This window comes from Sphingomonas daechungensis, assembly GCF_014489495.1.
Taxonomy (GTDB): domain Bacteria; phylum Pseudomonadota; class Alphaproteobacteria; order Sphingomonadales; family Sphingomonadaceae; genus Sphingomicrobium; species Sphingomicrobium daechungense.
In genome coordinates this window covers 18,988-42,052 of record NZ_CP060780.1, presented here as the reverse complement: position 1 = coordinate 42,052, position 23,065 = coordinate 18,988, and the positions used below count along the sequence as shown (strand labels likewise).

General features: G+C 63.3%; 24 protein-coding genes and 8 pseudogenes. 16 read left to right on the top strand and 16 right to left on the bottom strand.

Features of this window, described 5'->3' with window-relative positions:
• Nucleotide 1 precedes the first annotated feature (1 nt).
• Genes H9L15_RS19265 through H9L15_RS19255 form a run of 3 tightly spaced genes read left to right on the top strand, consistent with a single transcriptional unit; the run spans nt 2 to nt 1,265 of the window.
• Nucleotides 2-658: a nucleotide sugar dehydrogenase gene (locus H9L15_RS19265; protein ID WP_317617550.1), complete on the top strand. Its 657-nt coding sequence runs from the start codon at nt 2-4 to the stop codon at nt 656-658.
• Nucleotides 547-930 carry a hypothetical protein gene (locus H9L15_RS19260; RefSeq protein ID WP_317617656.1) on the top strand — a complete coding sequence of 128 codons (384 nt, stop codon included), beginning with the start codon at nt 547-549 and terminating at the stop codon, nt 928-930. Before H9L15_RS19265 ends, H9L15_RS19260 begins: the two co-directional genes overlap by 112 nt.
• A complete protein-coding gene (locus tag H9L15_RS19255; protein WP_317617549.1) occupies nt 867-1,265 on the top strand; it encodes a UDP binding domain-containing protein in 399 nt (132 codons plus the stop codon). Before H9L15_RS19260 ends, H9L15_RS19255 begins: the two co-directional genes overlap by 64 nt.
• A 24-nt stretch (nt 1,266-1,289) precedes the next feature.
• On the opposite strand, the gene H9L15_RS00235 is transcribed toward H9L15_RS19255, so the two are convergent.
• The 4 genes and pseudogenes from H9L15_RS00235 to parE all read right to left on the bottom strand — a co-directional run bounded on the left by H9L15_RS00235 (nt 1,290) and on the right by parE (nt 5,750).
• Nucleotides 1,290-2,543 carry an MFS transporter gene (locus H9L15_RS00235; RefSeq protein WP_187714780.1) on the bottom strand — a complete coding sequence of 418 codons (1,254 nt, stop codon included), beginning with the start codon at nt 2,541-2,543 and terminating at the stop codon, nt 1,290-1,292.
• A gap of 153 nt (nt 2,544-2,696) precedes the next feature.
• The gene (locus tag H9L15_RS00230) at nt 2,697-2,864 is read right to left on the bottom strand and encodes a hypothetical protein (protein WP_187714779.1); all 168 of its coding nucleotides are present in this window, start codon (nt 2,862-2,864) and stop codon (nt 2,697-2,699) included.
• A gap of 255 nt (nt 2,865-3,119) precedes the next feature.
• The gene (locus tag H9L15_RS00225; RefSeq protein ID WP_187714778.1) at nt 3,120-3,695 is read right to left on the bottom strand and encodes a DUF4142 domain-containing protein; all 576 of its coding nucleotides are present in this window, start codon (nt 3,693-3,695) and stop codon (nt 3,120-3,122) included.
• Nucleotides 3,696-3,756: 61 nt separating this feature from the next.
• Nucleotides 3,757-5,750 (bottom strand): annotated as a pseudogene (parE, locus tag H9L15_RS00220) (DNA topoisomerase IV subunit B).
• 179 nt (nt 5,751-5,929) lie between these two features.
• On the opposite strand from parE, the gene H9L15_RS00215 reads away from it, so the two are divergent.
• Nucleotides 5,930-6,403, top strand: a complete 474-nt coding sequence (locus H9L15_RS00215) for an Hsp20 family protein (RefSeq protein ID WP_187714777.1) — start codon at nt 5,930-5,932, stop codon at nt 6,401-6,403.
• A 106-nt stretch (nt 6,404-6,509) separates the two neighbouring features.
• On the opposite strand, the gene H9L15_RS00210 is transcribed toward H9L15_RS00215, so the two are convergent.
• The 5 genes from H9L15_RS00210 to H9L15_RS16445 form a co-directional block, all read right to left on the bottom strand.
• Nucleotides 6,510-6,920, bottom strand: a complete 411-nt coding sequence (locus tag H9L15_RS00210) for a hypothetical protein (protein WP_187714776.1) — start codon at nt 6,918-6,920, stop codon at nt 6,510-6,512.
• 28 nt (nt 6,921-6,948) lie between these two features.
• A complete protein-coding gene (locus H9L15_RS00205) occupies nt 6,949-7,782 on the bottom strand; it encodes a class I SAM-dependent methyltransferase (RefSeq protein WP_187714775.1) in 834 nt (277 codons plus the stop codon).
• 84 nt (nt 7,783-7,866) lie between these two features.
• The gene (locus H9L15_RS00200; protein ID WP_187714774.1) at nt 7,867-8,430 is read right to left on the bottom strand and encodes an OsmC family protein; all 564 of its coding nucleotides are present in this window, start codon (nt 8,428-8,430) and stop codon (nt 7,867-7,869) included.
• A 27-nt stretch (nt 8,431-8,457) separates the two neighbouring features.
• Complete coding sequence (locus tag H9L15_RS00195) at nt 8,458-9,363, bottom strand: diiron oxygenase (protein WP_187714773.1); 906 nt, start codon at nt 9,361-9,363, stop codon at nt 8,458-8,460.
• A gap of 236 nt (nt 9,364-9,599) precedes the next feature.
• Nucleotides 9,600-9,842: a hypothetical protein gene (locus tag H9L15_RS16445; protein WP_223276349.1), complete on the bottom strand. Its 243-nt coding sequence runs from the start codon at nt 9,840-9,842 to the stop codon at nt 9,600-9,602.
• Here H9L15_RS16445 and H9L15_RS19955 point away from each other — a divergent pair.
• From H9L15_RS19955 to H9L15_RS00180, 3 genes and pseudogenes are all read left to right on the top strand, one after another.
• Nucleotides 9,735-10,016: pseudogene (locus H9L15_RS19955) on the top strand (cupin domain-containing protein); the annotation flags it as partial. The gene H9L15_RS16445 and the pseudogene H9L15_RS19955 overlap by 108 nt on opposite strands.
• A 98-nt stretch (nt 10,017-10,114) precedes the next feature.
• Nucleotides 10,115-10,744, top strand: coding sequence for a helix-turn-helix domain-containing protein (locus H9L15_RS00185; RefSeq protein WP_223276348.1), 630 nt, complete (start codon nt 10,115-10,117; stop codon nt 10,742-10,744).
• A 62-nt stretch (nt 10,745-10,806) separates the two neighbouring features.
• The gene (locus H9L15_RS00180) at nt 10,807-12,384 is read left to right on the top strand and encodes an alpha/beta fold hydrolase (RefSeq protein WP_187714770.1); all 1,578 of its coding nucleotides are present in this window, start codon (nt 10,807-10,809) and stop codon (nt 12,382-12,384) included.
• Nucleotides 12,385-12,391: 7 nt separating this feature from the next.
• Here H9L15_RS00180 and H9L15_RS19950 read toward each other — a convergent pair.
• Both H9L15_RS19950 and H9L15_RS19945 read right to left on the bottom strand, forming a co-directional pair.
• Nucleotides 12,392-12,703: pseudogene (locus tag H9L15_RS19950) on the bottom strand (GcrA family cell cycle regulator); the annotation flags it as partial.
• A 23-nt stretch (nt 12,704-12,726) separates the two neighbouring features.
• A pseudogene (locus H9L15_RS19945) lies at nt 12,727-13,008 on the bottom strand (GcrA family cell cycle regulator); the annotation flags it as partial.
• A 99-nt stretch (nt 13,009-13,107) separates the two neighbouring features.
• Here H9L15_RS19945 and H9L15_RS00170 point away from each other — a divergent pair.
• The 7 genes and pseudogenes from H9L15_RS00170 (at nt 13,108) to queE (ending at nt 18,680) form a co-directional block, all read left to right on the top strand.
• Nucleotides 13,108-13,948 (top strand): annotated as a pseudogene (locus tag H9L15_RS00170) (ABC transporter permease).
• Between the two features lie 101 nt (nt 13,949-14,049).
• The gene (locus tag H9L15_RS00165) at nt 14,050-14,490 is read left to right on the top strand and encodes a hypothetical protein (protein WP_187714769.1); all 441 of its coding nucleotides are present in this window, start codon (nt 14,050-14,052) and stop codon (nt 14,488-14,490) included.
• A 133-nt stretch (nt 14,491-14,623) separates the two neighbouring features.
• Nucleotides 14,624-15,814: an aspartate aminotransferase family protein gene (locus H9L15_RS00160; protein ID WP_187714768.1), complete on the top strand. Its 1,191-nt coding sequence runs from the start codon at nt 14,624-14,626 to the stop codon at nt 15,812-15,814.
• Nucleotides 15,815-15,853: 39 nt separating this feature from the next.
• Nucleotides 15,854-16,756 (top strand): Hsp33 family molecular chaperone HslO, encoded by a 903-nt coding sequence (hslO, locus tag H9L15_RS00155; protein WP_187714767.1) that lies wholly within the window; start codon nt 15,854-15,856, stop codon nt 16,754-16,756.
• A 49-nt stretch (nt 16,757-16,805) separates the two neighbouring features.
• Nucleotides 16,806-17,195 (top strand): hypothetical protein, encoded by a 390-nt coding sequence (locus H9L15_RS00150; RefSeq protein WP_187714766.1) that lies wholly within the window; start codon nt 16,806-16,808, stop codon nt 17,193-17,195.
• A gap of 170 nt (nt 17,196-17,365) precedes the next feature.
• Nucleotides 17,366-18,051, top strand: a pseudogene (queC, locus tag H9L15_RS00145) (7-cyano-7-deazaguanine synthase QueC).
• On the top strand, nt 18,048-18,680 hold the full coding sequence (queE, locus tag H9L15_RS00140; protein WP_187714765.1) for a 7-carboxy-7-deazaguanine synthase: 633 nt from the start codon (nt 18,048-18,050) through the stop codon (nt 18,678-18,680). Before queC ends, queE begins: the two are co-directional and overlap by 4 nt.
• Here the strand turns inward: queE and H9L15_RS00135 are convergent, their stop codons facing one another.
• From H9L15_RS00135 to lipB, 3 genes and pseudogenes are all read right to left on the bottom strand, one after another.
• Nucleotides 18,681-18,935, bottom strand: a complete 255-nt coding sequence (locus H9L15_RS00135; RefSeq protein ID WP_187714764.1) for a hypothetical protein — start codon at nt 18,933-18,935, stop codon at nt 18,681-18,683. It abuts the gene before it with no gap.
• An 88-nt stretch (nt 18,936-19,023) separates the two neighbouring features.
• A complete protein-coding gene (locus H9L15_RS00130; protein ID WP_187714763.1) occupies nt 19,024-19,266 on the bottom strand; it encodes a hypothetical protein in 243 nt (80 codons plus the stop codon).
• An 87-nt stretch (nt 19,267-19,353) separates the two neighbouring features.
• A pseudogene (gene lipB / locus H9L15_RS00125) lies at nt 19,354-20,015 on the bottom strand (lipoyl(octanoyl) transferase LipB).
• 98 nt (nt 20,016-20,113) lie between these two features.
• Here lipB and H9L15_RS00120 point away from each other — a divergent pair.
• The gene (locus H9L15_RS00120) at nt 20,114-20,908 is read left to right on the top strand and encodes a glycerophosphoryl diester phosphodiesterase membrane domain-containing protein (RefSeq protein ID WP_187714762.1); all 795 of its coding nucleotides are present in this window, start codon (nt 20,114-20,116) and stop codon (nt 20,906-20,908) included.
• Here H9L15_RS00120 and H9L15_RS00115 read toward each other — a convergent pair.
• Nucleotides 20,878-21,468, bottom strand: a complete 591-nt coding sequence (locus tag H9L15_RS00115; RefSeq protein ID WP_187714761.1) for a GNAT family N-acetyltransferase — start codon at nt 21,466-21,468, stop codon at nt 20,878-20,880. The two genes, H9L15_RS00120 and H9L15_RS00115, sit on opposite strands and share 31 nt — an antisense overlap.
• Nucleotides 21,465-22,242: pseudogene (gene hemF, locus H9L15_RS00110) on the bottom strand (oxygen-dependent coproporphyrinogen oxidase). The gene H9L15_RS00115 and the pseudogene hemF overlap by 4 nt, the downstream one beginning before the upstream one ends.
• A gap of 255 nt (nt 22,243-22,497) precedes the next feature.
• Here hemF and petA point away from each other — a divergent pair.
• Nucleotides 22,498-23,058: a ubiquinol-cytochrome c reductase iron-sulfur subunit gene (gene petA, locus H9L15_RS00105; protein ID WP_187714760.1), complete on the top strand. Its 561-nt coding sequence runs from the start codon at nt 22,498-22,500 to the stop codon at nt 23,056-23,058.
• Nucleotides 23,059-23,065 lie beyond the last annotated feature (7 nt).

Sequence of the window (23,065 nt, the reverse complement as noted above, 5' to 3'; positions counted from 1 at the left end):
CATGGGCGAACGGATCGTCGTCGTCGGGCTCGGCTATGTCGGCCTGCCGCTGGCGGTCGCGCTCGCTCGGAAGTTCGAAGTTATCGGGTTCGACATCGATGCCAATCGAATCGGTGAGCTTCGACAGAATTACGACCGAACACGAGAAGTCGACGAAGAGACTCTCAAGTCCTCGACTTTGAAGCTTTCCAGCGATCGCTCGCATTGCTCGGGCGCGGATGTCTTTATCGTAACCGTGCCGACGCCGGTCGATGAGCAAAATCGCCCGGATCTATCCGCGCTCATCGCCGCGACGAGGATTGTCGCTGAATCCATCGATGGCACGAAGCGTCCCACGATCATCTACGAAAGCACGGTTTATCCGGGTGTTACCGAAGGGATTTGCGGCTCGGAAATCGAAAAGGCTTCGGGTCTCAAGCGCGGCCGCGATTTCCGCCTCGGCTACAGCCGGAGCGGATCAATCCCGGCGATCGGCAGCATACGATTGACCGTATTACGAAAGTCATCGCCGGCGAGGATCGGGAAGTCCTCGACCAGATGGAGCGGATCTACGGCGCCGTTACCGAAGGCGGCGTGTTCCGCGCTGCGTCGATCAAAGCTGCCGAGGCCGCCAAGGCCATCGAGAACGCCCAGCGTGATATCAACATCGCCTTCATGAACGAGGTGACCCAAATCTTCGCGAAGATCGGCGTGTCCGTGTGGGACGTGCTCGAGGCGTCGCGCACCAAATGGAACTTCTTGCCCTTTGAGCCCGGCCTCGTCGGCGGTCACTGCATCGGGGTCGATCCCTATTACCTCAGCCATCTGGCCGAGGAGCTGGGTCACAACCCGCAGGTGATCCTCGCGGGGCGGGCACCAAAGACGGCATGGGCCGGTGGATTGCCGACACGCTGCATGCCGAACGGGGCGGCAAGGCGGGCAGGGCGCTGATCCTCGGCCTGACATTCAAGGAGAATGTTCCGGATCTCAGGAACAGCCGCAGCTTCGATCTCGTCGAGCGGCTGAGCGAGCTCGGCTACGACGTCGACGTGGCCGATCCCTTGGCGGACGCAGCCGAGCTACAAGCGATCCACGGGCTTCAACTCACCGAATCGGATGGCGAAGCTTATGACCTTGTCGTGGGAGCGGTCGGGCATCAGGCCTATCGCGACCTTGCTCCGGATCGGTTGAACTCCTGGGTCAAGGACGGTGGCACACTTGCCGACATCAAGGGGATCTGGCGCGGACTGACGCTCGACCCTTCGATCCGGCGCTGGTCGCTTTAGGCGCGTCGAAGAGGAAGGCCGTGCTCACCGCGGTGCCGTTTCTTTCATGAGGAGGAAGACGGGAAGAACACAGAGACTCACGAGCGCGATCATTGCTCCCGGCGCCATCGTCCAGCCGGTCCGTTCGACGAGGAGTTGAGCGACGTAGGGGGTCAGCCCGCCGAAAATCGCGGTAGCCATAGTGGCGCTGAGGGCGAGTCCGGTGACGCGCCCCTCACCGGGAAATTGCTCGGCCGTGGCAACGGCTCCGACAGCGCTGACTCCGCCGGCGAGCGCCGCGAGAACGAATGTCCCGATCAGTGCCTGGTCATGCGAGCCGCTGGCCATCAGCGCAAACATGGTCATCGGGAGAACCGCGCTTCCCAGCGCCAGGACGACGAGAGCGGGCTTCCGTCCCACACGGTCGGAGAGGATTCCGGTCAACGGCGTCACCAGGATGACGACAACCGCCGCTGCGGTCGACAGCCAGAGAGAGACGCTCTCCGTGAGCGAGCCAGCCGAAGTCAGGAACGCGGGAACGTAGGTGATCCCGACATAGTAAGTGATCGAGCCAAGCGCGGAGATGGCGAAGGCCCGCGCGATCCCGCCGCGATGGTTGGCAAGGCTGTGGCGAAGCGGACTTTCAGGGATGGTCTGCTCTCGCACCTGCCGATGGAATTCGGGTGATTCTTCCATCGTCGAGCGAGCGATCCACACCGTACCCGCCAGCGCCGCACCGACGAAGAACGGGATTCGCCAACCCCAGCTTGCGAGATCCGGTTCGCTCATCGACGCAACAGTAAGCGCCGACACGCCGACCGCGAGCAAGGCACCGACTTCGCTTGCAGCCGAGGCGGAGGAGGCAATCAGGCCGCGGCGGTGGGGCTCGGCGCCTTCGAGCAGGTAAGCGACAACCCCGGTATATTCGCCGCCGACGCTAAACCCCATCACGCAGCGCAGGAGCACCAGCAGCACGCCTGCCGCCGGCCCGATCTGGGCGTAGGTCGGCAGCATGGCGGTCGAGAGCATGGCGGCGGTCATCAGCGCCACCGAGAGCAGCAGCATATGCCGCCGTCCCTTGCGATCACCAATGTGGCCGAAGAAAATCGCTCCCAGTGGTCGCATCAGATAGGCGATGGCAAAGCCGCCCAGGGTCACCAGCAGCGACGCCTCGCCCGGGCCGAAGAAGACGCGGGCGAGAACCGTCGCGAAATAGAGGTAGAGCGTGAAGTCGTACCACTCGACCACAGTCGAAAAGGCCGCGACGGCAAGCGATCCGCGAGAGATGGGACGATGCATCGCCCCATTGTTAGTCTCTTGGCTAACCGGCGGCCAACCTGGCGTTAGTGGATCGATCCCGTCAGAACCTCTCGATGTTGATCGCATAGGCGAAGACGAAGATCGCGATCATCGCCGCCGCCACGCCGATGACGTAGCGCGAGCGATGGATCATCAGCGGTCGCCCTTGTCGCCTTCGCCACGCTTGGGCTTAGTCTTCGAATCTCGCTTCTGGTCCTGCGCGAGGCTCCGTCCGACATCGTCGGACTCCTTGAAACGCCCTTCCTTGTCGCGGCGAACGAAACGCTTATCGGTTCCCGTGTCGATCAATTCTCTCGGCACTCTTCCCTCCGGTTACATGGTCTCGGGTCGATGGAGTCGAGCAGGTGGCTGAGGTCAGCCGGGAGGTTCTTGTCCGGGAGGCGGATCGCTCGCCGTAGCGCTGCCCCAAACGGGTGGACGTCCAGTCCCAGCAGGAAGGACCAACGGCCATCTTGTTCAACATTCACTCTCTTCAACTCGCATTGACACGCGGCCTTAAAACGCGGGCGAGTTCAGCGAAGTTGCAGGTAATCTCAGTAACTTAAATCAGGATGCTTATTTGGCCTGGCTGAGCGCCTTCGCCTGTTCGAGGTGTCCGGTCACGGTCGGTAACAGTCCTTCGACAAAGGCCTTGAGCTCGGCATTGTCGCCGGACGCGGCATAGGCCTTGAGCTCGGTCAGCGCCTGTTCGTGCGCGTGGACCTGGGCGGCGAGGTAGGCAGCGTCGAAAAGGTAGCCTTTCTTGGTCTTCATGTCCTCGAGCGTGGCGTTCTGCGACGTGTTCAGCGTGTCGTCGATCGTGATGCCGACCGGGTCCTTGCCAGCGATCGCCTTCAGCTTCGCGCTCGACGCCGTATGCGCTGCGACCATCTCTCGCGCGTACGCCATCAACGCGTTCGACGCGGCGGAGCCGGGGGCCAGCTTTGACGTCTCTATTTCAAACCGGTCGCTGGCGGCGGCGGCATTGACGAACGCCTGTGCGCCCGATGCAGGGACGGAAGCCGAATTGTTAGCGATTGCAGCTTCGCTTGAAGCCGCATCGTTCGCGACCGAAGGCGCTGTGTCGCTCTGTCCGCAGGCCCCAATCGCAAGGGGCAGCGCGGCGGATAGGAGCAATACGGAAAGACGCATGAAACTCTCCCTTTCTGTCCGGGCCGAACGTTCAGCGGATTTGCCCGTTCCTAGCGAGACGTCAGGCATCAATCTCCTCTTCATCCACCGCGCTTGCTCGCGACTGGATGAATTTGAAGCGCTCTGCCGGGTCCTTGCCCATCAGGCGGTCGACCAGGTCCTTGACCGGCTGCCGGTCCTCGTAGGCGGCGGGTAGGGTCACCTTCAGCATGGACCGCGTCTTCGGGTCCATGGTGGTTTCCTTGAGCTGGTTCGGGTTCATCTCGCCGAGGCCCTTGAAGCGGCTGACTTCGACCTTCTTGCCCTTGAACTCGGTCGCTTCGAGCTCGGCGCGGTGGGCGTCGTCGCGGGCGTAGAGGGTCTTGGCTCCGGCGGTCAGGCGGTAGAGCGGCGGCTGGGCGAGGAAGAGGTGCCCGCGGCGGACCAGCTCCGGCATTTCCTGGAAGAAGAAGGTCATCAGCAAGGTCGCGATGTGGGCGCCGTCCACGTCCGCGTCGGTCATGATGATGATCCGCTCGTAGCGGAGGCTCGCCTCGTCGAACTTGTCCTTGGTGCCGCAGCCAAGCGCGAGGTTGAGGTCGGCGATTTCCTGGTTGGCTCGGATCTTGTCGGCGGTGGCGCTGGCGACGTTGAGGATCTTGCCGCGGATCGGCAGGATCGCCTGCGTCTTGCGGTCGCGGGCCTGCTTGGCCGAGCCGCCGGCGCTGTCGCCTTCCACGATGAAAAGCTCCGTGCCTTCGGGGTCGTCGCTGGCGCAGTCGGTGAGCTTGCCGGGGAGGCGGAGCTTGCGGGCGGAGGTGGCGGTCTTGCGCTTGACCTCGCGCTCGGCGCGGCGGCGGAGGCGCTCCTCCATCCGCTCGACGATCGAGCCAAGGAGCGCGCGGCCGCGGTCCATATTGTCGGCGAGGTAATGGTCGAAATGGTCGCGGACCGCATTTTCGACGAAGCGCGCGGCCTCGAGGCTGGTGAGGCGGTCCTTGGTCTGGCTCTGGAAATGCGGGTTGCGGATGAACACCGACAGCATCAGCTCGACGCCGTTGAAGACGTCGTCGGCGGTAATCTCCTTCGCCTTCTTGTTGCCGACCAGTTCACCGAAGGCGCGGAGGCCCTTGGTGAGCGCGGCGCGGAGGCCCGCTTCGTGCGTGCCGCCGTCGGGCGTGGGATGGTGTTGCAGTAATAGCTTTCGGAGCCGTCCGAATAGAGCGGCCAGGCGACGGCCCATTCGGCGCTGCCCTGCGACGCGCCGTCGGCGGCGGGGAAGTCCTGCTTGCCGACGAAAGGCTGGTTGGTAACGGCGGGGCGGTCGGCGAGCTGCTCGGCGAGATGGTCGGCGAGGCCGCCGGGGAATTGGAAGGTCGCGCTTTCGGGGACGTCCGCGGAGGCGAGCGACGGGTCGCAGCGCCAGCGGATCTCGACGCCGGCGAAGAGATAGGCCTTGGAGCGGACCAAGCGGAGGAGGCGGCCGGGGTCGAAGTCGGACTCGGCGCCGAAAATCTCCGGGTCGGGCGTGAAGGTGACGGTGGTGCCGCGCTTGTTGGGGGCCGCGCCGACCTCTTCGAGTGGGGAGGTGGCGACGCCCTTGGAGAAGGCCTGGCGGTAGAGCTTCTTGTCGCGGGCGACCTCGATGATGGTCTCGGTCGAGAGCGCATTGACGACGCTGACGCCGACGCCGTGCAGGCCGCCGGAGGTGCTGTAGGCCTTGCCCTCGAACTTACCGCCCGAGTGAAGGGTGGTCATGATGACCTCGAGCGCGGACTTGCCCGGATATTTGGGGTGCGGGTCGACCGGGATGCCGCGGCCGTTGTCGAAGACGGTCAGGCGGTTGCCGGGCTCGAGCGTGACCTCGATGCGGCTGGCGTGGCCGGCGACCGCTTCGTCCATCGCATTGTCGATGACCTCGGCGGCGAGGTGGTGAAGCGCGCGGGCGTCGGTGCCGCCGATGTACATGCCGGGGCGGCGGCGGACGGGCTCCAGGCCTTCGAGGACCTCGATCGAGGAAGCGTCGTAGCTTTCGGGTGCGGGCGCGGCGGCGTTGGAAGCGAACAGGTCGGACATGTGGGGATAGCTATAAGGCCCTGATTCAAGCCGTGCCAAGCTTGCGACTAGGTGTTTTCCACAGCCTTGAAATCGCAAGCGGCAATTCCAAATCAGCGGTGCCGGTCGCCAGATGGGGCCGGTGACGGGGCCGCGGCCTCAGCCGCTCCCCGCCTTGTTGCTCAAATGGAGGACAAGACATGCGTAGTGCTTTTGATTTTGGACCCTATCGCCGCTCCACCGTCGGCTTCGACCGGCTGTTCGACATGCTCGAGAACAGCAACACCGGCCAGGCACAGGAAAACTACCCGCCGTTCGACCTCATCAAGCTCGGCGACAACGATTATCGGATCGAGCTTGCGGTTGCCGGCTTCAAGTCCGACGAGATCGACATCACCGCCCAGCAGAACGTTCTGATCGTCAGCGGCAAGAAGGCCGAGGACAGCGAGAACCGCGGCAACGATTACATCTACCGCGGCATCGCGACCCGCTCGTTCGAGCGCCGCTTCGCGCTTGCCGATCACATCCAGGTACGCGGTGCGGACCTGAAGGACGGCCTGCTCGCGATCGAACTGGTGCGCGAGATTCCCGAGGCGATGAAGCCGCGGAAGATCAGCATCAGCGGCGGCGAGAAGCCGGCGTCGCAGCAGACGCTCGAAGCCGAGAAGGCGTAAGCTTCCTCGATCGGTAAAAGAAAAGGCCCCGGGGCTTTGCGCTCCGGGGCCTTCCTTTTTGCGCCGGCTGGGGAGGGGGAGGAGGGGCCGGCGCGAGGGGTTCAGTTCACCAGGCGCGCGTTTCCGCGATCTCCATTTCGCCGACGATGGCGATAAGGGCGTCGAGCAGGTCATCGGCGGTCCGGGTCGCGCGACGATCACCGCCGAATGAAACACCGAGCACGCGCTCGCCCTGCCAGTCGCCGAGGCCAACGGACTTCCAACCCTGCGAGTGGAGCCGGGCATGGATGGCCTTCGTCCGCTCGCCGAAGCTGACCGTGACGATGTCCGGCATCAGGTCGTGGAGCATGGTCGTTCCGCCGATCCCGGCGCAGGTCTCGGCAAACCGATTCGCGGCGCGCGAATGCGGCAGCGAGGGCCTGATCCGTTCGGCGCGCAACTGGCGACGACGGCGGGGACGCAACGCGATACGCTGGAACAGCGACCGGTCTGCACGTTCAATGACTTCGTGTTTCATCCTTCTGGTTCCTGGGGCTTTGGCGAATTTAGCTCTTGGTCGCGGTGACTTTGAGGAAGATCGCGGGGATTTCGGTGCGTTCGAAGCCTTTGTTCTGGGCGACGAACAGGTCGATGAGCTCACGCTCCAGTTGCTCCGACTTTCCAGCCTTGGCAGCAGCCTCGAACGCATTCATCGTCGGGCCGTAGAAGTCGCGGAAGATCGCCAGCAGCTCGGCGGGTTGGCCGGGCACTCGGAAGTACCAGGTGGCACGCTCGAAGCGGACGTTCTCGGGGGTGATCCCGGCTGCTTCGAAACGCTCGCGCACCTTGTCTTCGTCGCCCCAGGTCATCGGGCTGACGAAGCCTTCCGGCGGCGGGGGCGTGTAGGCCGCGCTGATCTTCAGGATCTGGGCGACGAGCGTCGGATCGCCGGGGATCCAATTGCCCATCACGATGCGGCCACCGGGCTTGGTGACGCGCACCATCTCCGACGCGACGTCGAATGGTCGCGGAGCGAACATCGCACCGAAGACGCTGACGACGAGGTCGTACTTGTCACTGTCGATGCCCTCGAGGTTCGACGCGTCGCCCTCGCGGAAGTGAAGGTTGGTGAGGCCGGCGGCTGAAGCGCGCCTGTTGCCGGCCGCAACGAGATTGGCGGCGATATCGACGCCCGTCACGGTGGCTCCGATCTTGGCGGCCGGAAGCGCGGTCGTGCCGTCGCCGCAGCCGAGATCGAGGACGTTCATGCTCGGCGTGATGCCGAGCGTGCTGACCAGCTCCTCGCCGCTCTGCCGCATGGTGTCGGCAATGCGCGTGAAGTCGCCCTTCTCCCAAAGAGCCTTGTTCGGATTGACCTTTTCGATGACCAGGTCGGACATATTCGATTACCCCCTTTATTGCTGCCGTTTGATGCCGTGCCTGACGTTTTGGGGCGCCAGGCACGGCACCGCGGCCGATCGTGCTCAGCCGACGCTCAGCGTCCCGTTCATTTTGATCGGACGGCTCATGTTGAAGTAGTTGGGCGACGTCTTCATGACCGTCTGGTGGATTTCCTCAAAATCCGCAGCCGATCCATCACCCTTGATGACGACCTCGTAGTCGACGTTCTGGTAGCCCGGAGCGACATCGTCGCTGAGGCCCAAAAAGCCACGCAGGTCGAGTTCGCCCTTGGTCCGGATCTCGAGTGAGTCGAGATTGATGCCCTTGAGCGACGCGCCGGCGACGTAACCGACGGTGATGCAGGCGTTGAACGCCGCCATCAGCAGCTCCTGCGGATTCGGCGCAGTATCGGCGCCGAGCAGCTCGAACGGTTCGTCGGCGACGATCTTGTGACTGCGCTGGACGCGCTCGCCGGCGATGTTGAAGCCGGTGACGGTCGTCTCGCTGCGGGTCTGGCCCTTCCAGCGGGTGACGACGTCGAAGCCGACGATTCCCTTCGAGCTATCGGCCTGGATGGCTTCAATGACTTCGCCGAGGGCGGCGAGATCGAGCCCGTTCACGGGAGCGTTCTTGACGGTGTCCAACATTCTTCATTCTCCTTTGGGTGGGTTGGTTCAGGCGAAGACCGGCTCGGCTTCTTCGAAGCGAGCGACGATGCGCGGCGCAATGCTCTTCAGCGTGGCTTTGAAGCGCTCATGGACAAGGCCGGAGCCGACGTAGGTCCATCGAGCAGCCTGATGCTGCTGGGCCTCGATTGCCTCGCGGTTTGGGAGCTTGCGGCCGATCACCTTCTCGAGTGCGTCGAGGTTGAAAGTCGCCTGCTGCTTGAGCCCGCCGTCAAGGAAGGCGCCGATCTCGAAGAACTCGTCCACCGCCTTGTCGATCTCAGCGTCGGAACGGCCCTCGGCCAGTGCATCCACGATCAGCGTGTCGAGCTTCGCGTGCTGCGCCTCTTCCATCCAGTGGAACTTCATCAGGCTTTTGAAGAGCGGGTCGATATCGCCGTCGTCGCGGATGCTGCCCAGGTAGTGCTGCTGGGTCATCCACTCGATCATCAGGATCACCAGCGCGACCGCGAGCGGATCGTGGCGAAGGATCTCCGCGCCAATCGCCTCGGACGGACCGATCATCTCGCACTCGACGGGGAAGCCCCGGACGAATGCGGAGTGATACCGCTTGAACAAATGAATGTGCTTGGCTTCCTCGCCCGCGAAGTTGAGCAGCGCGCGAACCCGCCAGTCGTCCTCCATCAGGTGCGGACGTGCATGATCGAGCAAGAACGGAAGGATCGCTTCCTCGACCACGCCGAAGATGCAGAGGTACTGGTGAGCGGAGATCTGGTTGAGCAGGCGCTGCTCGAAGGGATTTAGACCTTCGACGGCGCGGGTGCGGGCCAGGCTTTCCGGCATGAAGTTGCGGCTGAAGTCCAATTCCTGGTCTTCACGAAGGACGTCGTCGAGCTGCCATTGGGCACGCAGGGACGATGCCAGCGTCGCCTCATAGTTGAAATCGTGGTACATTTGCATTCCCCTTGATTTTACTTAGGCGTGGACAATTGCCGGTGCGACGGCAGTCGCAACCGCTGAAACACCAGAAAGAACTGCGAAGAAGATGACTACCGCTCTTCGCGAGTTGATATCTCTTTCAAGCTTGCTCATTTCGATTCCCCTTGCTTGTTCAAGAGCCGCAGTTCGCCGTTTTCGGAAGCAGTACTTCCGAATCATGCAGCGCATCCTGAAACTCGATGGCCCAGTCTCTACTTCAGGCGCCGGTTTGCCAAAATGACCAGCTTGCCGGATAACTTGACCGAAACGCCGCATTCGTATGCATGGTCGGGGTGGCGATGGACGTTTTGACCGACATTCTTGCGTCGCTTCGCCTCACCGGCGGCGTGGTCATCGACGCCCAGACCCGCGGCGACTTCTGCCTGTTGTCGAGATTCAAGGATGAGGATTCCGAGCGCTTCCAGGTCCGCGCCGACGAACTGGTCGCCTATCACTACATTCGCTCGGGCAGGCTCTACGCTTCCGTCGACGGTGAGCCGCCGATCACATTGAATCCCGGCGACATCGTTCTTCTGCCGCGCAACGACGTGCACCTGCTCTACACACGGCCCGGGCTAACGCCGATCGATTCCCACGAGGTGATCGAGGCCGCGCCTAACGGACCTGCTCGGGTATTGATCGATAACGGGGGGACGCAGTCGATTTTTACTGCGGCTTTCTGGGCGTTTCGACGGAGAACCATCCGCTGCTCGACAGCCTGCCCAAGATGCTCAAGCTGGATTCGAGCGACGATGCGCATTCGGACTGGATCGAAACATCCATGCGCATGCTCAACGAGGCGGGGCAGTCGCCGGAGATGGTGGCCAGAGTCTCCGAGCTTTTCTTCGCCGAGGCCATCCGGCGATACATGGACAGGTTGCCAAGGGGCGAGCGCGGCTGGCTGGCTGGCCTCAAGGATCCGGCCGTCGCGAAGGCGTTGGCCGTTATTCACAGCCGCTACGCCGAGGAACTCGACATTGAGACTCTCGCGCGCGAGGCCGGCGTATCCCGGACCAAGCTGGGCGAGCTGTTCGCCGAACTGATCGGCGAGCCGCCGATGCGATATTGCGGGCGATGGCGGATGCGCGTCGCCGCGAACATGCTTCGCGACGGCAAGCAGAATGCGTCGAACGTCGCTTACTCCGTCGGCTTCAACTCCGAGGCGGCGTTCACGCGAGCATTCAAGCGCGAATATGGGGAGCCGCCTGCGACCTGGCGGCGGCGCGTTGAGGACGATGCAAAGAAGCGCGTCGAGCTCGCCCAGACCGGGCTGCCGCAGCAGGTTGTGCGGTACGCGCGCGCCGAGGACGGAACGCGCCTTGCCTTCTCGATCATGGGGAGGGGCCACCGCTGGTAAAAGCGGCGAACTGGCTAAACCACCTCGAGCACGACTGGAAAAGCCCCGTCTGGCGCCATTGGTTGCATGAGTTCGCCCGCGGGCACTCGCTGATCCGCTATGATGAGCGCGCGAACGGCATGTCCGACTGGGACACGCCCGAAATTTCGTTCGAGGCTTTCGTGGACGACCTCGAATGCGTGGTCGAGCAGGCAGGGGTCGACAAGTTCGACCTGCTTGGGATCAGCCAGGGGGCGTCGGTGGCAATCGCCTATGCGGTCCGCCATCCGGAGAGGGTGCGGCGGCTCCTGATCTGTGGCGGCTATGCGGCCGGATGGGCTGCGCGGGGTGACCCGGAGGAGATCGCGCGCCGCGAGGCTCTGCTGACACTGACAGAAGTGGGATGGGGCGCCGATCACCCGACCTACCGGCAGGTCTTCACCAGCCTGTACATTCCGAACGGCACGCCGGAGCAGATCAACTGGTGGAACGAGATGCAGAAGGTCAGCTGCTCACCGGAAAATGCGGTCAAGCTGCAGCGGGCACTATCGTTGATCGATGTCCGCGATCTCTTGCCGCAGGTGTCCGTGCCGACGTTGATCTTCCATTCCCGCGACGACCAGGTCGTTCCGTTTTCCGCCGGGGAATATCTCGCCCGGAACATCCCGGAGGCGACCTTTGTGCCGCTCGACGGAGACAATCACCTTTTGCTGGAGAAGGAGGCCGGCTGGAACGACTTCGTCCGCCTCGCGCGGCAGTTTCTCAAGCCGGAGGAGGGAGACGAGCTCGACCCGCTTGTGGCTGAGGCCAAGCCGGCCGAGCAAAGCGGAACGTGCGCGTCCTCGGACGGAGCGAAGATCGCCTGGACGAGCATTGGCGAAGGCTTTCCCCTGGTCATGCCGGCCGTCTGGTTCCATCACATCGACAAGGACCTTTCGACGCCGACCTGGAGCCATTGGATGGCGGAGGGACTACGCGGACGGCGGCTGATCCGGAGCGACATGCGCGGCGTTGGATTGTCGGATCCGGATCCTCACCGGTGGAATTTCGACTCGCTCCTGGACGACTTCGTCGCGGTCATCGACGGCGCGGGAGTCGAGAAGCTTGACGTCCTCGGCATGTCACACGGCGCACTGGTGGCGATCGCATATGCGGCGCGCTTTCCGGAGCGGGTACGCAGACTCGTGCTGATCGGCGGTTACGCAGAAGGGTTCGGCGTCCGCAACGACCCCGAGGAGATCATGCGAAGGGAAACGCTGCTGAACCTCGGGCGCGGCTATGCGCCCAGCGACCGCGGGTCATTCGCCCGGATGCTTGGTGCGCTCTACTGGCCCGAAGCCAATAGCGAGATGATGGATTGGTTTGTGGACCGCCTCGGCACGATCAGTGTGCTCAGCGAGCAGTTGCAGGACGTCTTCCGAACGATCGACCTCCGGCCGGACTTGGCGAAGATCCAGGCGCCGACGTTGATCATGCACAGCCGCGGCGACCGGATCATCCCGTCGGCTTGCTCAGAAACAATGGCGGCGCAGATCGCAGGATCGAAGCTCGTGCTGCTGGACAGCGAGAATCACATCCCGCTCGACCATGACAAAGGCTGGACGCGTGCGCGCGCTGCCTTGCGGGCGTTCCTCGGCGAAAAGAAACGCGTCTTCGCTTAGCGGACCCGGGGCCGCCGAAGGGAAGCGGCGGGGGCGGACGGCGATCGCGGCGCGGGAGCTGCGCCTGGTAGGCGACGCCGCAATGCTCGACGCAGTACGGGAAGCCTGGGTTCGACGCATTGCCGCAGAAGTGGAAGTCGGGCTCGCCCGGGTGTCCCATCGGCCACTTGCAGATGCGGTCGTTGAGGTCGAGCAGGCTCGTCTTGTCGGCGACCTCGTCGCTCGGCTTGGCCGGGACAAGGCGGCGCGGCGGGGCCGGCGGGATCGGCGCCTGCTGGTCGCCCGGACCCTGGCGGATGAAGCCGCCCGGACCGATCGAGCGATACTGCATCTCAGGCGAGCTCTGGCGCTGCGGCGAACGCGCGGGGCGCTCGGCCGGGGTAGCCTGTTCCGGAGCAGCATCGGCCGCGGCGGGGCCGGACGGGGTGCCGGGCGCTCGGCGGGAGCGGGCTTTGGTGCGGGCGCGGCGGCAGCCGGTGCGCGATGCTCTTTCTCTTCACCCGGTTTGACCGGCGATGGACGGGCTTCCAGGCCGAGGCGGTGGGCCTTGCCGATGACGGCATTGCGGCTCACGCCGCCGAGCTCGTCGGCAATCTGGCTGGCCGTCGCGCCTTGCGTCCACATCGCCTTCAGGCGCTCGATCCGCTCTTCAGTCCAGGACATCTAAATACTTCTCCAACGTCGTCGCTCGGGTTGCGGGGGCTGGCGCCAACCGATAGGCGCATGCCCGTGACCACTCCGAGCGAGCAATCTCCAATCTGGGTTCGAACACCACCGGGAGAGCCGGTATTGCACGGCGTCAACTGGGCGGGCTCAGGACCCTCTATATCAAGGAGGTGCGCCGGTTCTTCAAGGTGCAGATGCAGACCGTCTGGGCACCGGCGATCACGACGCTCCTGTATCTGGCGATTTTCACGGTCGCATTAGGCCGCGGTGGGCGCACCGTGATGGGCGTTCCCTTCGCCGACTTCATCGCGCCGGGGCTGATCGTCATGGCCATGATTCAGAACGCCTTCGCCAATGCCAGCTTCTCGCTGCTGGTCGGCAAGATGCAGGGGAACATCGTCGACTATCTCATGCCCCGTTGTCGACCGGCGAGCTGATTGCGGGCCTGGTGGGCGCGGCAGTGACGCGCGCATTCCTGGTCGGTTTTGCGGTGTGGCTTGCGATGCTGCTGTGGCCGGGAGTGCATGTCCGGTTGGAGCACCCGCTCTGGGCTCTGTGGTTCGGACTGATGGGTGCGTTGATGCTGAGCTTCATGGGGCTGCTGACGTCTCTGTGGGCCGACAAGTTCGACCATGCTGCCGCCGTGACCAATTTCGTGGTGACGCCGCTGTCGCTCCTGTCCGGGACCTTCTACTCGGTTGAGCAGTTGGCGCCGACGTTCCGGGCAATCAGCCACGCGAACCCGTTCTTCTACGTGATCTCGGGTTTCCGATTCGGATTTCTGGGAATCAGCGATTCGCCGATAGCGGTCGGGGCCATCGGACTCCTCTGTGTCAACGTCGCCTTGTGGGCGATTTGCTTTACGCTTTTGAAAAAAGGCTGGAAGATCAAGCAATAAGCCGCGTTAAGCTAGTTGAACGCCCGATAACGGAAGCGTTCAGCGTCCCGGCAAGCGGTCAGGAGCACAACAGACGCATCAACCGCTCAAGGAGAGCCATGATGCGTGAAGTTCTTATCGGTATCGCCGCTGTTGCTTCGGCTCTCGCTGTCGCAACGCCCGCACCTGCCCAGTACCATCCAGCCCCGCAGGGCTATGGCTACAACAATAATTATGGCTCGGTCCGCAGCCTTCAGGCACGGGTCGACAACCTGCAGCGCACGATCAACCGGCTCGACCAGCGCAATATCCTGAGCGAGCGCGAGGCCAATAGCCTGCGCAACCAGTCTCGCGATCTCGAACGGCAGATCTACCGCTCGGCTCGCAACGGGCTCAACCCGCGCGAGGCGCAGTCGCTCACGTATCGCATTTCGCGTCTCGAGCAGCGGATCGGCTACGAAGCGCGCGACGGAAATCGCTGGGGCAACAACGGCTGGAGCGACCGCGATCGTGACGGCCGCAACGATCGCTACGAAGACGATCGCGGCTACCGCCACGACTAAGACCTTCGGAACAGGTCCGAAACAAGGAGGCGCGTTGGGAAACCGGCGCGCCTTTCCCTTTTTGGGCCGTCTGGCTATAGGGCCGGACCGGTAATCAGCCGCACCCCACAGACCACAGAAGGACCTGCCCGAGATGGCCATCACTCCGCTCATGCCCGTTTATCCTCGTTGCGAGGTGAGGCCGGTTCGAGGTGAAGGCGTCTATCTCTATGGCGAGAACGGCGAGAAGTACCTGGACTTCGCGTCGGGCATCGCGGTCAACCTGCTGGGTCACGGCCATCCGCATCTGACCGAGGCGATCGCCAAGCAGGCGGCGACGCTGATGCACGTGTCGAACCTGTACGGTAGCCCTCAGGGCGAGGCATTCGCGCAGCGGCTGGTCGACCTGACTTTCGCCGACACCGTCTTTTTCACCAATTCGGGCGCCGAGGCGGTCGAGTGCGCGATCAAGACCGCGCGCCGCTACCACCATGCCAAGGGCAATCCCCACAAGCATGACCTGATCACCTTTTCGAACGCCTTCCACGGGCGGACAATGGCCACGATCAGCGCGACCAATCAGGAGAAGCTTCGCGACGGCTTCGCGCCGCTGCTGCCCGGCTTCAAGGTCGTGGAGTTCGACAATCTGGAGCAGGCGCTGGCCGCGGTCGACGACAACACCGCCGGTTTCCTTCTTGAGCCGGTGCAGGGCGAAGGCGGGATCCGCCCCGCCAGCCACGAATTCATCGCCGGCCTCCGCGCCGTTTGCGACGAGAAGGACCTGATGCTGGTGTTCGACGAAGTGCAGTGCGGCGTTGCGCGCACGGGCACGCTCTATGCCTACGAGCAATATGGCGTTGAGCCGGACATCATGGCTTCTGCCAAGGGCATCGGCGGAGGCTTCCCGCTTGGCGCCTGCCTCGCAACCGAGAAGGCTGCCAGTGGAATGGTCATTGGAACGCACGGCTCGACCTACGGCGGCAATCCGTTGGCAATGGCGGCCGGTCAGGCGGTCTTCGACGTGATCGCCAACGATGAGTTTCTCACCAACGTTCAACTGATGGGCGAGCGCCTGCGCTCGGCGCTCGAGCAGATGATCCCGAACCACGACCATCTGTTCGAAAGCGTTCGTGGCATGGGTCTGATGCTCGGCATCAAGATGAAGACCGACAGCCGCCAATTTGTGAACTGGCTTCGCACACAGGGTCTGCTGACGGTCGCCGCGGGCGACAACGTCATGCGCGTGCTTCCGCCACTGGTCATCGACGAAAGCCACATTCGGGAGTTCGTCGAGAGCCTGTCCGCCGCAGCCGCCCAGTATGAGGCTCCGGCGGCCGCCGCTTAAGCGGTTGGAAGGCGGGCGCCTGGCTCCTATCTAAGCATCATGCCCGCAGATAAATTGTCCATGGACGTCGCCATCGGCGTCACCATCCCGTCGCGCGACGCTCGTGGGCGAGCCGCGCGTATCGGTCCTGTGCTCGACCAGATCCTGTCCGCGCATAACTACCCGCCGGTAATCGAACGGCTGCTCGCCGAAGCGCTGACGCTGACCGCGTTGCTCGGCTCGCTGCTCAAGGACCCACAGGGCCAGATGACGTTGCAGGCGCAGACGGAGAACGGCGCCGTCGACTTGCTCGTCTGCGACTACCTCGCCGGGGAGCTCCGCGGCTACGTTCGTCATCGCCCCGAGCGGCTCGCCGACATCGGCCCGAACCCATCGCTGTTCGCGCTGTTCGGAAAGGGCTACCTGGCCATCACGTTTGACCAGCCCGTAAGCGACGAGCGATACCAGGGTATTGTGCCGCTCGAAGGCGAGAGCCTTGCCCAGGCCGCACAAAGTTACTTCGCTCAATCAGAACAGATCCCCAGCCTAGTCCGGCTCGCCTCGGAAAAGCGGGACGGCAAATGGCATGCGGGTGGGATCCTGTTTCAGCATCTTCCGGAGGGCGAGGAAGGGCGCGAGCGCCTTCATACACAGCTCGACCATCCGGACTGGCCGCATGTCGCGATCCTCGCTGGCTCGGTGAAGCCGGAAGAGCTGACGGATCCCGAGCTCCCCCTCGACGGCCTGATTTGGCGCCTATTCCACGAAGAGGCGGAGGTGCTAACCTTCGAACCAGTCGCGCTGAAACGTGGATGCCGGTGCGATCCCGACTACGTTCGTTCGGTCATCGCTCGCTTCCCCGAGGAGGAGAGGGCGGAGATGGTCGGCCCCGATGGCTTCATCACGGTCGATTGTGCATTCTGCTCCCAAAGCTTTCCGATCGCCCTGGTGGACGTGTCCTAGTCGAGGAAACACGCTCCACGTTAACCTATTTCATGGTAAGTGCCGCCCGATGAAGCGCCCGATTCGAGCGACCACAGGAGTTTGCGCGGCAGCCGTGGCGCTGCTCGCTTTGACGGCTGCTGCCCGTCCGGCGGTCTTTATGCAGACTTCCGGTGGCTTGTGGGAGGTTAGCCGCGCGGACGGAGGGCGCCGTAACATCTGTATCGCGGATCCTGCTGTTCTTTCCCAGTACGAGCATCTGCGCTCAAACTGCTCGCGTGAGATTATCCGCGACCAGCAGAGCCGCACGGAGGTCCATTACACCTGTACAGGTGGCGCATTCGGACAGTCCAACGTCCAGCTGATTACGCCGCGATCGCTGCGGATTGAGACACAGGGCATCTCCAACAATGCGCCGTTTCATTACGTGCTCCAGGCGCGAAGAATTGGGAATTGCTGAGAAAATTCCCATTCCATTAAGCAAGGGTTTAACCAAGGTCAGGTAGGAGGGGGTCGTGCCGGATTTTGGCACGCTTTCCTCCCAAACGGGCTCAGGCCCGGAACTGGGCCGCTTGTTGAACGACGAGCGGCCCTTCTTTTGTTGCCTTCAACGCCTTAGAGGGCGCCGCCATGGCGGGAATCGGCTCAGACAGGAAGAAGGCGATCGTGCTCCTTTCGGGCGGGCTCGACTCGATGGTGTGCGCGGCGCTTGCTCGCGAACGCGGGTTCGAAGTCCTGGCGCTGACAATCGACTACAACCAGCGCCACCGGGTCGAGATCGAAGCTGCGAGACGCATTGCAGCCGACATCGCAGATCGTCACATCATCCTGCCCTCGACCTTCGGGCTTTCGGCGGATCGGCGCTGACGAGCGAGACCGAAGTGCCGAAGGACGGTGTGCAGCCGGGTATCCCGGTGACGTACGTGCCGGCGCGCAACCTCATCTTCCTCAGCATCGCTCTGGCCTGGGCCGAGGCCGAGGGGGCGGATGACATCTTCATCGGGGTCAACGCTCTGGATTATTCCGGCTATCCCGATTGCCGGCCGGAATTTGTCGCCGGTTTCGAGACTCTTGCGCGGCTGGCGACCAAGGCCGGTTCCGAAGGTGGAACGATCACAATCAACGCTCCCTTGCAGGAGATGACCAAAGCCCAAATCGCGAGCGAGGCCAACAGGCTCGGCCTGGACGCCGGCATCAGTCACAGCTGCTACGACCCCGCTCCAGACGGGCGGGCTTGTGGCGAATGCGATGCCTGCCGCCTACGCTCGAAAGGGTTCGCAGATGCCGGGATCGAGGATCCGACGGCCTACGCATGAGCTATGCGGTCAAGGAGTGCTTCCTCACGCTTCAGGGCGAAGGGGTTCAAACGGGGCGTCGGGCCGTGTTCCTTCGCTTCGCCGGTTGCAACCTCTGGACTGGCCGCGAGCAGGACCGCGACACGGCCCAGTGCAATTTCTGCGATACGGATTTCGTCGGGACTGACGTAGAGGGCGGGGGCAAGTTCGCCGATGCCCCGACCCTCGCTCAGCAGGTCGAACGAACCTGGGGCCCTGGCACGGAGGATCGGCTGGTGGTCATCACGGGCGGAGAGCCGATGTTGCAGCTCGACCCGCCACTGGTCGAGGCCTTGCATGCACGCGGCTTCCGAATCGCGGTCGAGAGTAACGGCACGATCTCGGCGGTTGCAGGCATCGACTGGCTCTGCATCAGCCCCAAGGCGGGCACCGACGTGGTTCAGCGCCGGGGTAACGAACTGAAACTGGTCTGGCCACAGATGGGTATCGACCCGGCTGAGTTCGAGTGCTGGGACTTCTCGAATTTCCTGATCCAGCCGATGGATTGCGAGGAGCGGGAGTGGGCGCTCCAGGATTCGATCCGGCTAGTGATGGAGCGGCCGCTGTGGCGCCTGTCACTGCAGGCTCACAAGGTCATCGGCCTGCCTTAGCTATTGCGAGTTACCGGCGGCGTTTCCGACGGCGTTGGAATCGTTGGTTGCGGTTTCGACCGTCTCGTTGGCCAATTCCTGCGTGGCGAGGCGTGAGTCCTGCGCTTCAACCGCTTCAAGGGCGCTGGCATCGTTCGCCGGCATCGCCTCGACTGAGACGTTGTCGAGGACTCCGCTGTTCTCGGTGGTCTGCCTATAGCTGCCGCAGGAGGACAATGCGATCACCATCAGGCCGGTGCAGAGCAGGCGTTTCATCGGATTTCCTCGCAAGTACAAAAAAAGAGGCTGCCGGAAAAACCGGCAGCCTCTTGTTCGTCAGCACTCCAAATGGAGAGCCGTCGAATTACATCGCGTTGGTTGCGTTGGCATCCGTCGCGTTGGCGTCGGTCGTCGCGTTCATGTCGGTCGTAACCGCGTTCGCGTCGGTCGTCGCATTCATGTCCATGTTGGCGTCCATCGCTGGCTCGTTCATGGTCATGTTGTCGACGACAAGGTTGTCGACGTTCATCGTGTTGTCTGCGGCTTCGTTGCTGCTGCAAGCCGAAACCGCCAGGGCCGCACCGGCGACCAGGATAAGAGCACGCATTCAAAACTCCCTAGATTATCCGATCTGAAAGTGGGCGGCGCCCACCTCGCAAATCGCGCGCACAATAGTCTGAAGCGCTCGCGCCCATCAAGACACTTTACACGTCAGTGACAAGTCACTGACAAATGACGGGAAAGTTCGCTTCAGCGCATCATCAACGCGCGTCAGAGGCATTTCTTTCCCAAGCGCTTTCATGCTCGTCACCCCAAACTCGCTGATCCCACAAGGAACGATGCCGCCGAAGTGGGAAAGGTCCGGTGCAACATTGATTGCAAACCCGTGCAAGGTAACCCAGCGTTTGATCCGGATGCCGAGCGCGGCGATCTTTGCCTCGGCGGGCCCTTCGCCGACCCAAATTCCGATCCTGCCAGGCGCCCGGTGGGCGGAAATCCCGAGATCGGCCAGGGTAGAGATCATCCAGCCTTCGAGCGAGCAGACCAGATTCCGCACATCGCGGCCGCGCCGTTCAAGGTCGAGCATCAGGTATCCAACCCGCTGGCCGGGCCGTGATAGGTGTAGCGGCCGCCGCGGCCGGCATCGTAGACCGGGAAGCCGGCGGGATTGAACAACTCCGTTGGGTCGGCGCTCGTCCCGGCAGTGAAGAGCGGGGGATGCTCGACCAGCCAGATGCATTCGCTCGCCGTTCCGGCCCGAATGGCGGCCGCGCGCTCCTCCATGAATGCCAGCGCATCGGGGTAGGGCACCTGCCCTTCACTTACGCGCCATTCGATGTCGCTGGTGTCGATCATGGCTGCGAGATGGCCTTTGCATTCGCTGGTCGCAAGCGCGTTGCAAGTCCCGGCGACGGTCCGCATAACTGCGCCACCATTCCAACAGGGGGACCCTGGTGACAAGTAAACTCTCCATCTCGCGCGCCTGGGACGAAACGCGTGCGCTCCTTCAGAGTGACGGCAAGCTGTTCGCCACGGTTGCACTCGCGTTGCTGGTTTTGCCCGGACTCGTCGCCAACCTGTTCATGCCAACTCCCAAGGTCGGTGAATTTCCGGCGCCGGGTGCTTGGGTCGCGGTCTTGCTCGTCGCGATGCTGATCGCGATCGTGGGGCAGCTAGCGCTCGCCAAGCTGGCCATGGGCAATCGGCTGACCGTGGGAGAAGTGATCACCAGCAGCTTCGCGCGGATGCCCGTCTATTTCATCAGTCAGATGATCTGGGGCCTGCCGTTCGCCATCCTGTTCGTGGGGATCGGCCGCACCTTGCAGGCTCAGCCGGGCGGCGCATTAGCCCTCCTGTTCCTGGTCGTCCTCGTTGCGTTCTTCTTCGTCGTTATCCGCATGGTTCTGACCGGTCCGATCGCCGTTGCGGAACAGATTGGGCCCGTCGAAATCGTCAAGCGAAGCTGGAACCTGACGGCAGGGAATTGGTGGCGGCTGTTCGCTTTCCTGATGATCTTTCTCATCGGCGCGGCGATCCTGATCCTCGCGACCTTCTCGATCCTTGGCTTGGTGGTTCGCATGGTCTTCGGCGAGATGGAGCCGTTCACCGTCGGCGCGCTTCTCGTCTCCCTCGCCGGCGAGATCGTGCAGGCCGGCGTCTACGTCGTCCTGATGGTGATGCTGGCTCGGCTATACGTGCAGGCCTCAGGCCAAGAGGCTCAGGCGAGCGTCCCCAGCAGCGGGATCTGAGGAGCGCAATCGCGCGGCAGCGCTCCGATCAGGCGTGGATCGGGAAAGCGCTCGATCGCGCGCTTGTACGGAGTGAAGCCCGCCCGGCGATAGGCTGAGAGGGCCGCCGGATGATCAAGCGTGCAAGTGTGCACGTGGACCCGGCGGACGCCGTCTCGCCAGGCCCTGTCGACAGCCTCGGCGAGTAGCCAGCGGCCATGACCTTGCCCGGACAACTCTGGGAGTACGCCGACGAAGGAGAGTTCGCATTCGCCCGGCTGGCGATAATCGAGTTCCAGCATGCCGACCGCCCTCCCAGCCTCGTCTTCAACGGAGAAAAGCTCGACCTTCGGGTCCTGGATGATCGCGGACAGGTCGCCATCAGCCATCACGAGGCGCGAAAACCAGAGCCATCGGGACCCAATGCTTGCGAAAAGCTCGCGATAGGCGCCGGGCTCCGGGTCCTCGATGCGGCGGAGCTTCCAAGGTGAGGGAGGCACTTCGACCTGCGGCCGCGCGTGCATCTCCAGGAATGTGACGACCGCGACGAGATCGCGGTCCGAGACTTCGTCGTAGCTCATGTCCAGGCGGCGAGGGGCGGGAGGCTCATCAGGATGGCGTCGATGTTTCCGCCAGTCTTGAGGCCGAACAAGGTGCCGCGGTCGTAGAGGAGGTTGAACTCCACATAGCGGCCGCGGAATTCCAGCAGCTTGCTCATGTCGTCTTCGGTGAAAGGCGTTCTCAGGCGGGCGCGGACAATCTTCGGAAAGATGTCGAGGAAGGCTTCGCCGACATCTCGGGTAAAGGCGAAGTTCTCCTCGAAAGTCGGTCCTTCCCCAGGCTCAAAGCACTCGAGATGGTCGTAGAAGATCCCGCCGACCCCGCGAGCGACACCGCGATGGGCAGGAAGAAATAGTCTTCGGCCCACTTCGAGAAGCGCGGATAGAAGGTCGGGTCGTGGGCGGCGCAGGCCGCACGGAGACGAGCGTGGAAGGCGTCAGTGTCTTCCGGGTTTGGAATGGCGGGGTTGAGATCCGCGCCGCCCCCGAACCAGCGTTTGGTCGTCGTCAGGAAGCGCGTGTTCATGTGGACGGCCGGGACGTGCGGATTGGCCATGTGGGCGACCAGGCTGATGCCGGTGGCGAAGAACCGGGGATCCTCTGCCGCGCCGTGGATGCTTGCCGCGAACTCCGGGCGAAGCGGCCACCGACGGTCGAGACATTGACGCCGACCTTTTCGAAGACCTTGCCGGTCATCTGGCCGCGAACGCCGCCGCCGCCCGGCCCGCCCTCGGCATCTTCGCGCTCCCACGGAGTGTAGCGGAAGGACGCTTCGCTATCGGCTTCGCGCTCGATTTTCTCGAATGCCGCACAGATGCGATCGCGCAGCGATTCGAACCAGTCGCGGGCGGCCTGCTGTTGTTCGTCGAGCACAAGCATGGCCGCCACATAGCGCACCGTGCGCGAATGCCAATTGTGGCACTTGGCAGTGCCGAAACGCGCCGCTATCAGCACCGCCAATCGCCCTTGGGGTCCTCCCGTGGGCGACTTCGTTATGTGCCGGTCGGCACGGACAGACAATGCGTCACATTGGGCGTCACAAGGGGAAGCATGGCCACGCTGGAACAATCCGCACAGGCTGAAACGGAGGGTGGCGTTCGCCGCCGGGATTTCCTGAATGTCGCGGCCGTCAGCTTCGCCGGAGTCGGTGCGGTTGCCGTCGCCATTCCGCTGATCAACCAGATGAATCCGCCGGCGGACGTGCTGGCGCTGGCGTCGACCGAAGTCGATATCTCGAAGATCGCATCGGGGCAGGCGATCAAGACCGTGTGGCGCAAGCAGCCGGTGTTCATCCGTAACCTGACTCCGGCTGAGATTCAGGCTGCCAATGCCGTTCCGATGTCGGAGCTTCGCGATCCGGAATCGCTCGCTCAGCGCACCAAGCCGGGCAAGGCGAACTGGCTGATCACGCTCGGTGTGTGCACCCACCTCGGCTGCGTGCCGCTGGGTGTCGGCGAGGGTGAGAACCGCGGACCGTTCGGCGGTTATTTCTGCCCGTGCCACGGTTCGGCGTACGACACCGCGGCCCGGATCCGCCAGGGACCGGCCCCGAAGAACTTGATGGTACCCAATTATGAATTCGTGTCCGACACGACTGTTCGCATCGGCTAAAGGGGAA

What these genes read in the sequence shown, in the direction of transcription:
- H9L15_RS19265 (WP_317617550.1), top strand. Translation starts at nt 2, where the DNA reads ATGGGCGAACGGATCGTCGTCGTCGGGCTCGGCTATGTCGGCCTGCCG.
- H9L15_RS19255 (WP_317617549.1), top strand. Translation starts at nt 867, where the DNA reads ATGGGCCGGTGGATTGCCGACACGCTGCATGCCGAACGGGGCGGCAAG.
- H9L15_RS00235 (WP_187714780.1), bottom strand. Translation starts at nt 2,543, where the DNA reads ATGCATCGTCCCATCTCTCGCGGATCGCTTGCCGTCGCGGCCTTTTCG.
- H9L15_RS00225 (WP_187714778.1), bottom strand. Translation starts at nt 3,695, where the DNA reads ATGCGTCTTTCCGTATTGCTCCTATCCGCCGCGCTGCCCCTTGCGATT.
- H9L15_RS00215 (WP_187714777.1), top strand. Translation starts at nt 5,930, where the DNA reads ATGCGTAGTGCTTTTGATTTTGGACCCTATCGCCGCTCCACCGTCGGC.
- H9L15_RS00210 (WP_187714776.1), bottom strand. Translation starts at nt 6,920, where the DNA reads ATGAAACACGAAGTCATTGAACGTGCAGACCGGTCGCTGTTCCAGCGT.
- H9L15_RS00205 (WP_187714775.1), bottom strand. Translation starts at nt 7,782, where the DNA reads ATGTCCGACCTGGTCATCGAAAAGGTCAATCCGAACAAGGCTCTTTGG.
- H9L15_RS00200 (WP_187714774.1), bottom strand. Translation starts at nt 8,430, where the DNA reads ATGTTGGACACCGTCAAGAACGCTCCCGTGAACGGGCTCGATCTCGCC.
- H9L15_RS00195 (WP_187714773.1), bottom strand. Translation starts at nt 9,363, where the DNA reads ATGTACCACGATTTCAACTATGAGGCGACGCTGGCATCGTCCCTGCGT.
- H9L15_RS00185 (WP_223276348.1), top strand. Translation starts at nt 10,115, where the DNA reads ATGCTCAAGCTGGATTCGAGCGACGATGCGCATTCGGACTGGATCGAA.
- H9L15_RS00165 (WP_187714769.1), top strand. Translation starts at nt 14,050, where the DNA reads ATGCGTGAAGTTCTTATCGGTATCGCCGCTGTTGCTTCGGCTCTCGCT.
- H9L15_RS00160 (WP_187714768.1), top strand. Translation starts at nt 14,624, where the DNA reads ATGGCCATCACTCCGCTCATGCCCGTTTATCCTCGTTGCGAGGTGAGG.
- hslO (WP_187714767.1), top strand. Translation starts at nt 15,854, where the DNA reads ATGCCCGCAGATAAATTGTCCATGGACGTCGCCATCGGCGTCACCATC.
- H9L15_RS00150 (WP_187714766.1), top strand. Translation starts at nt 16,806, where the DNA reads ATGAAGCGCCCGATTCGAGCGACCACAGGAGTTTGCGCGGCAGCCGTG.
- queE (WP_187714765.1), top strand. Translation starts at nt 18,048, where the DNA reads ATGAGCTATGCGGTCAAGGAGTGCTTCCTCACGCTTCAGGGCGAAGGG.
- H9L15_RS00135 (WP_187714764.1), bottom strand. Translation starts at nt 18,935, where the DNA reads ATGAAACGCCTGCTCTGCACCGGCCTGATGGTGATCGCATTGTCCTCC.
- H9L15_RS00130 (WP_187714763.1), bottom strand. Translation starts at nt 19,266, where the DNA reads ATGCGTGCTCTTATCCTGGTCGCCGGTGCGGCCCTGGCGGTTTCGGCT.
- H9L15_RS00115 (WP_187714761.1), bottom strand. Translation starts at nt 21,468, where the DNA reads ATGAGCTACGACGAAGTCTCGGACCGCGATCTCGTCGCGGTCGTCACA.
- petA (WP_187714760.1), top strand. Translation starts at nt 22,498, where the DNA reads ATGGCCACGCTGGAACAATCCGCACAGGCTGAAACGGAGGGTGGCGTT.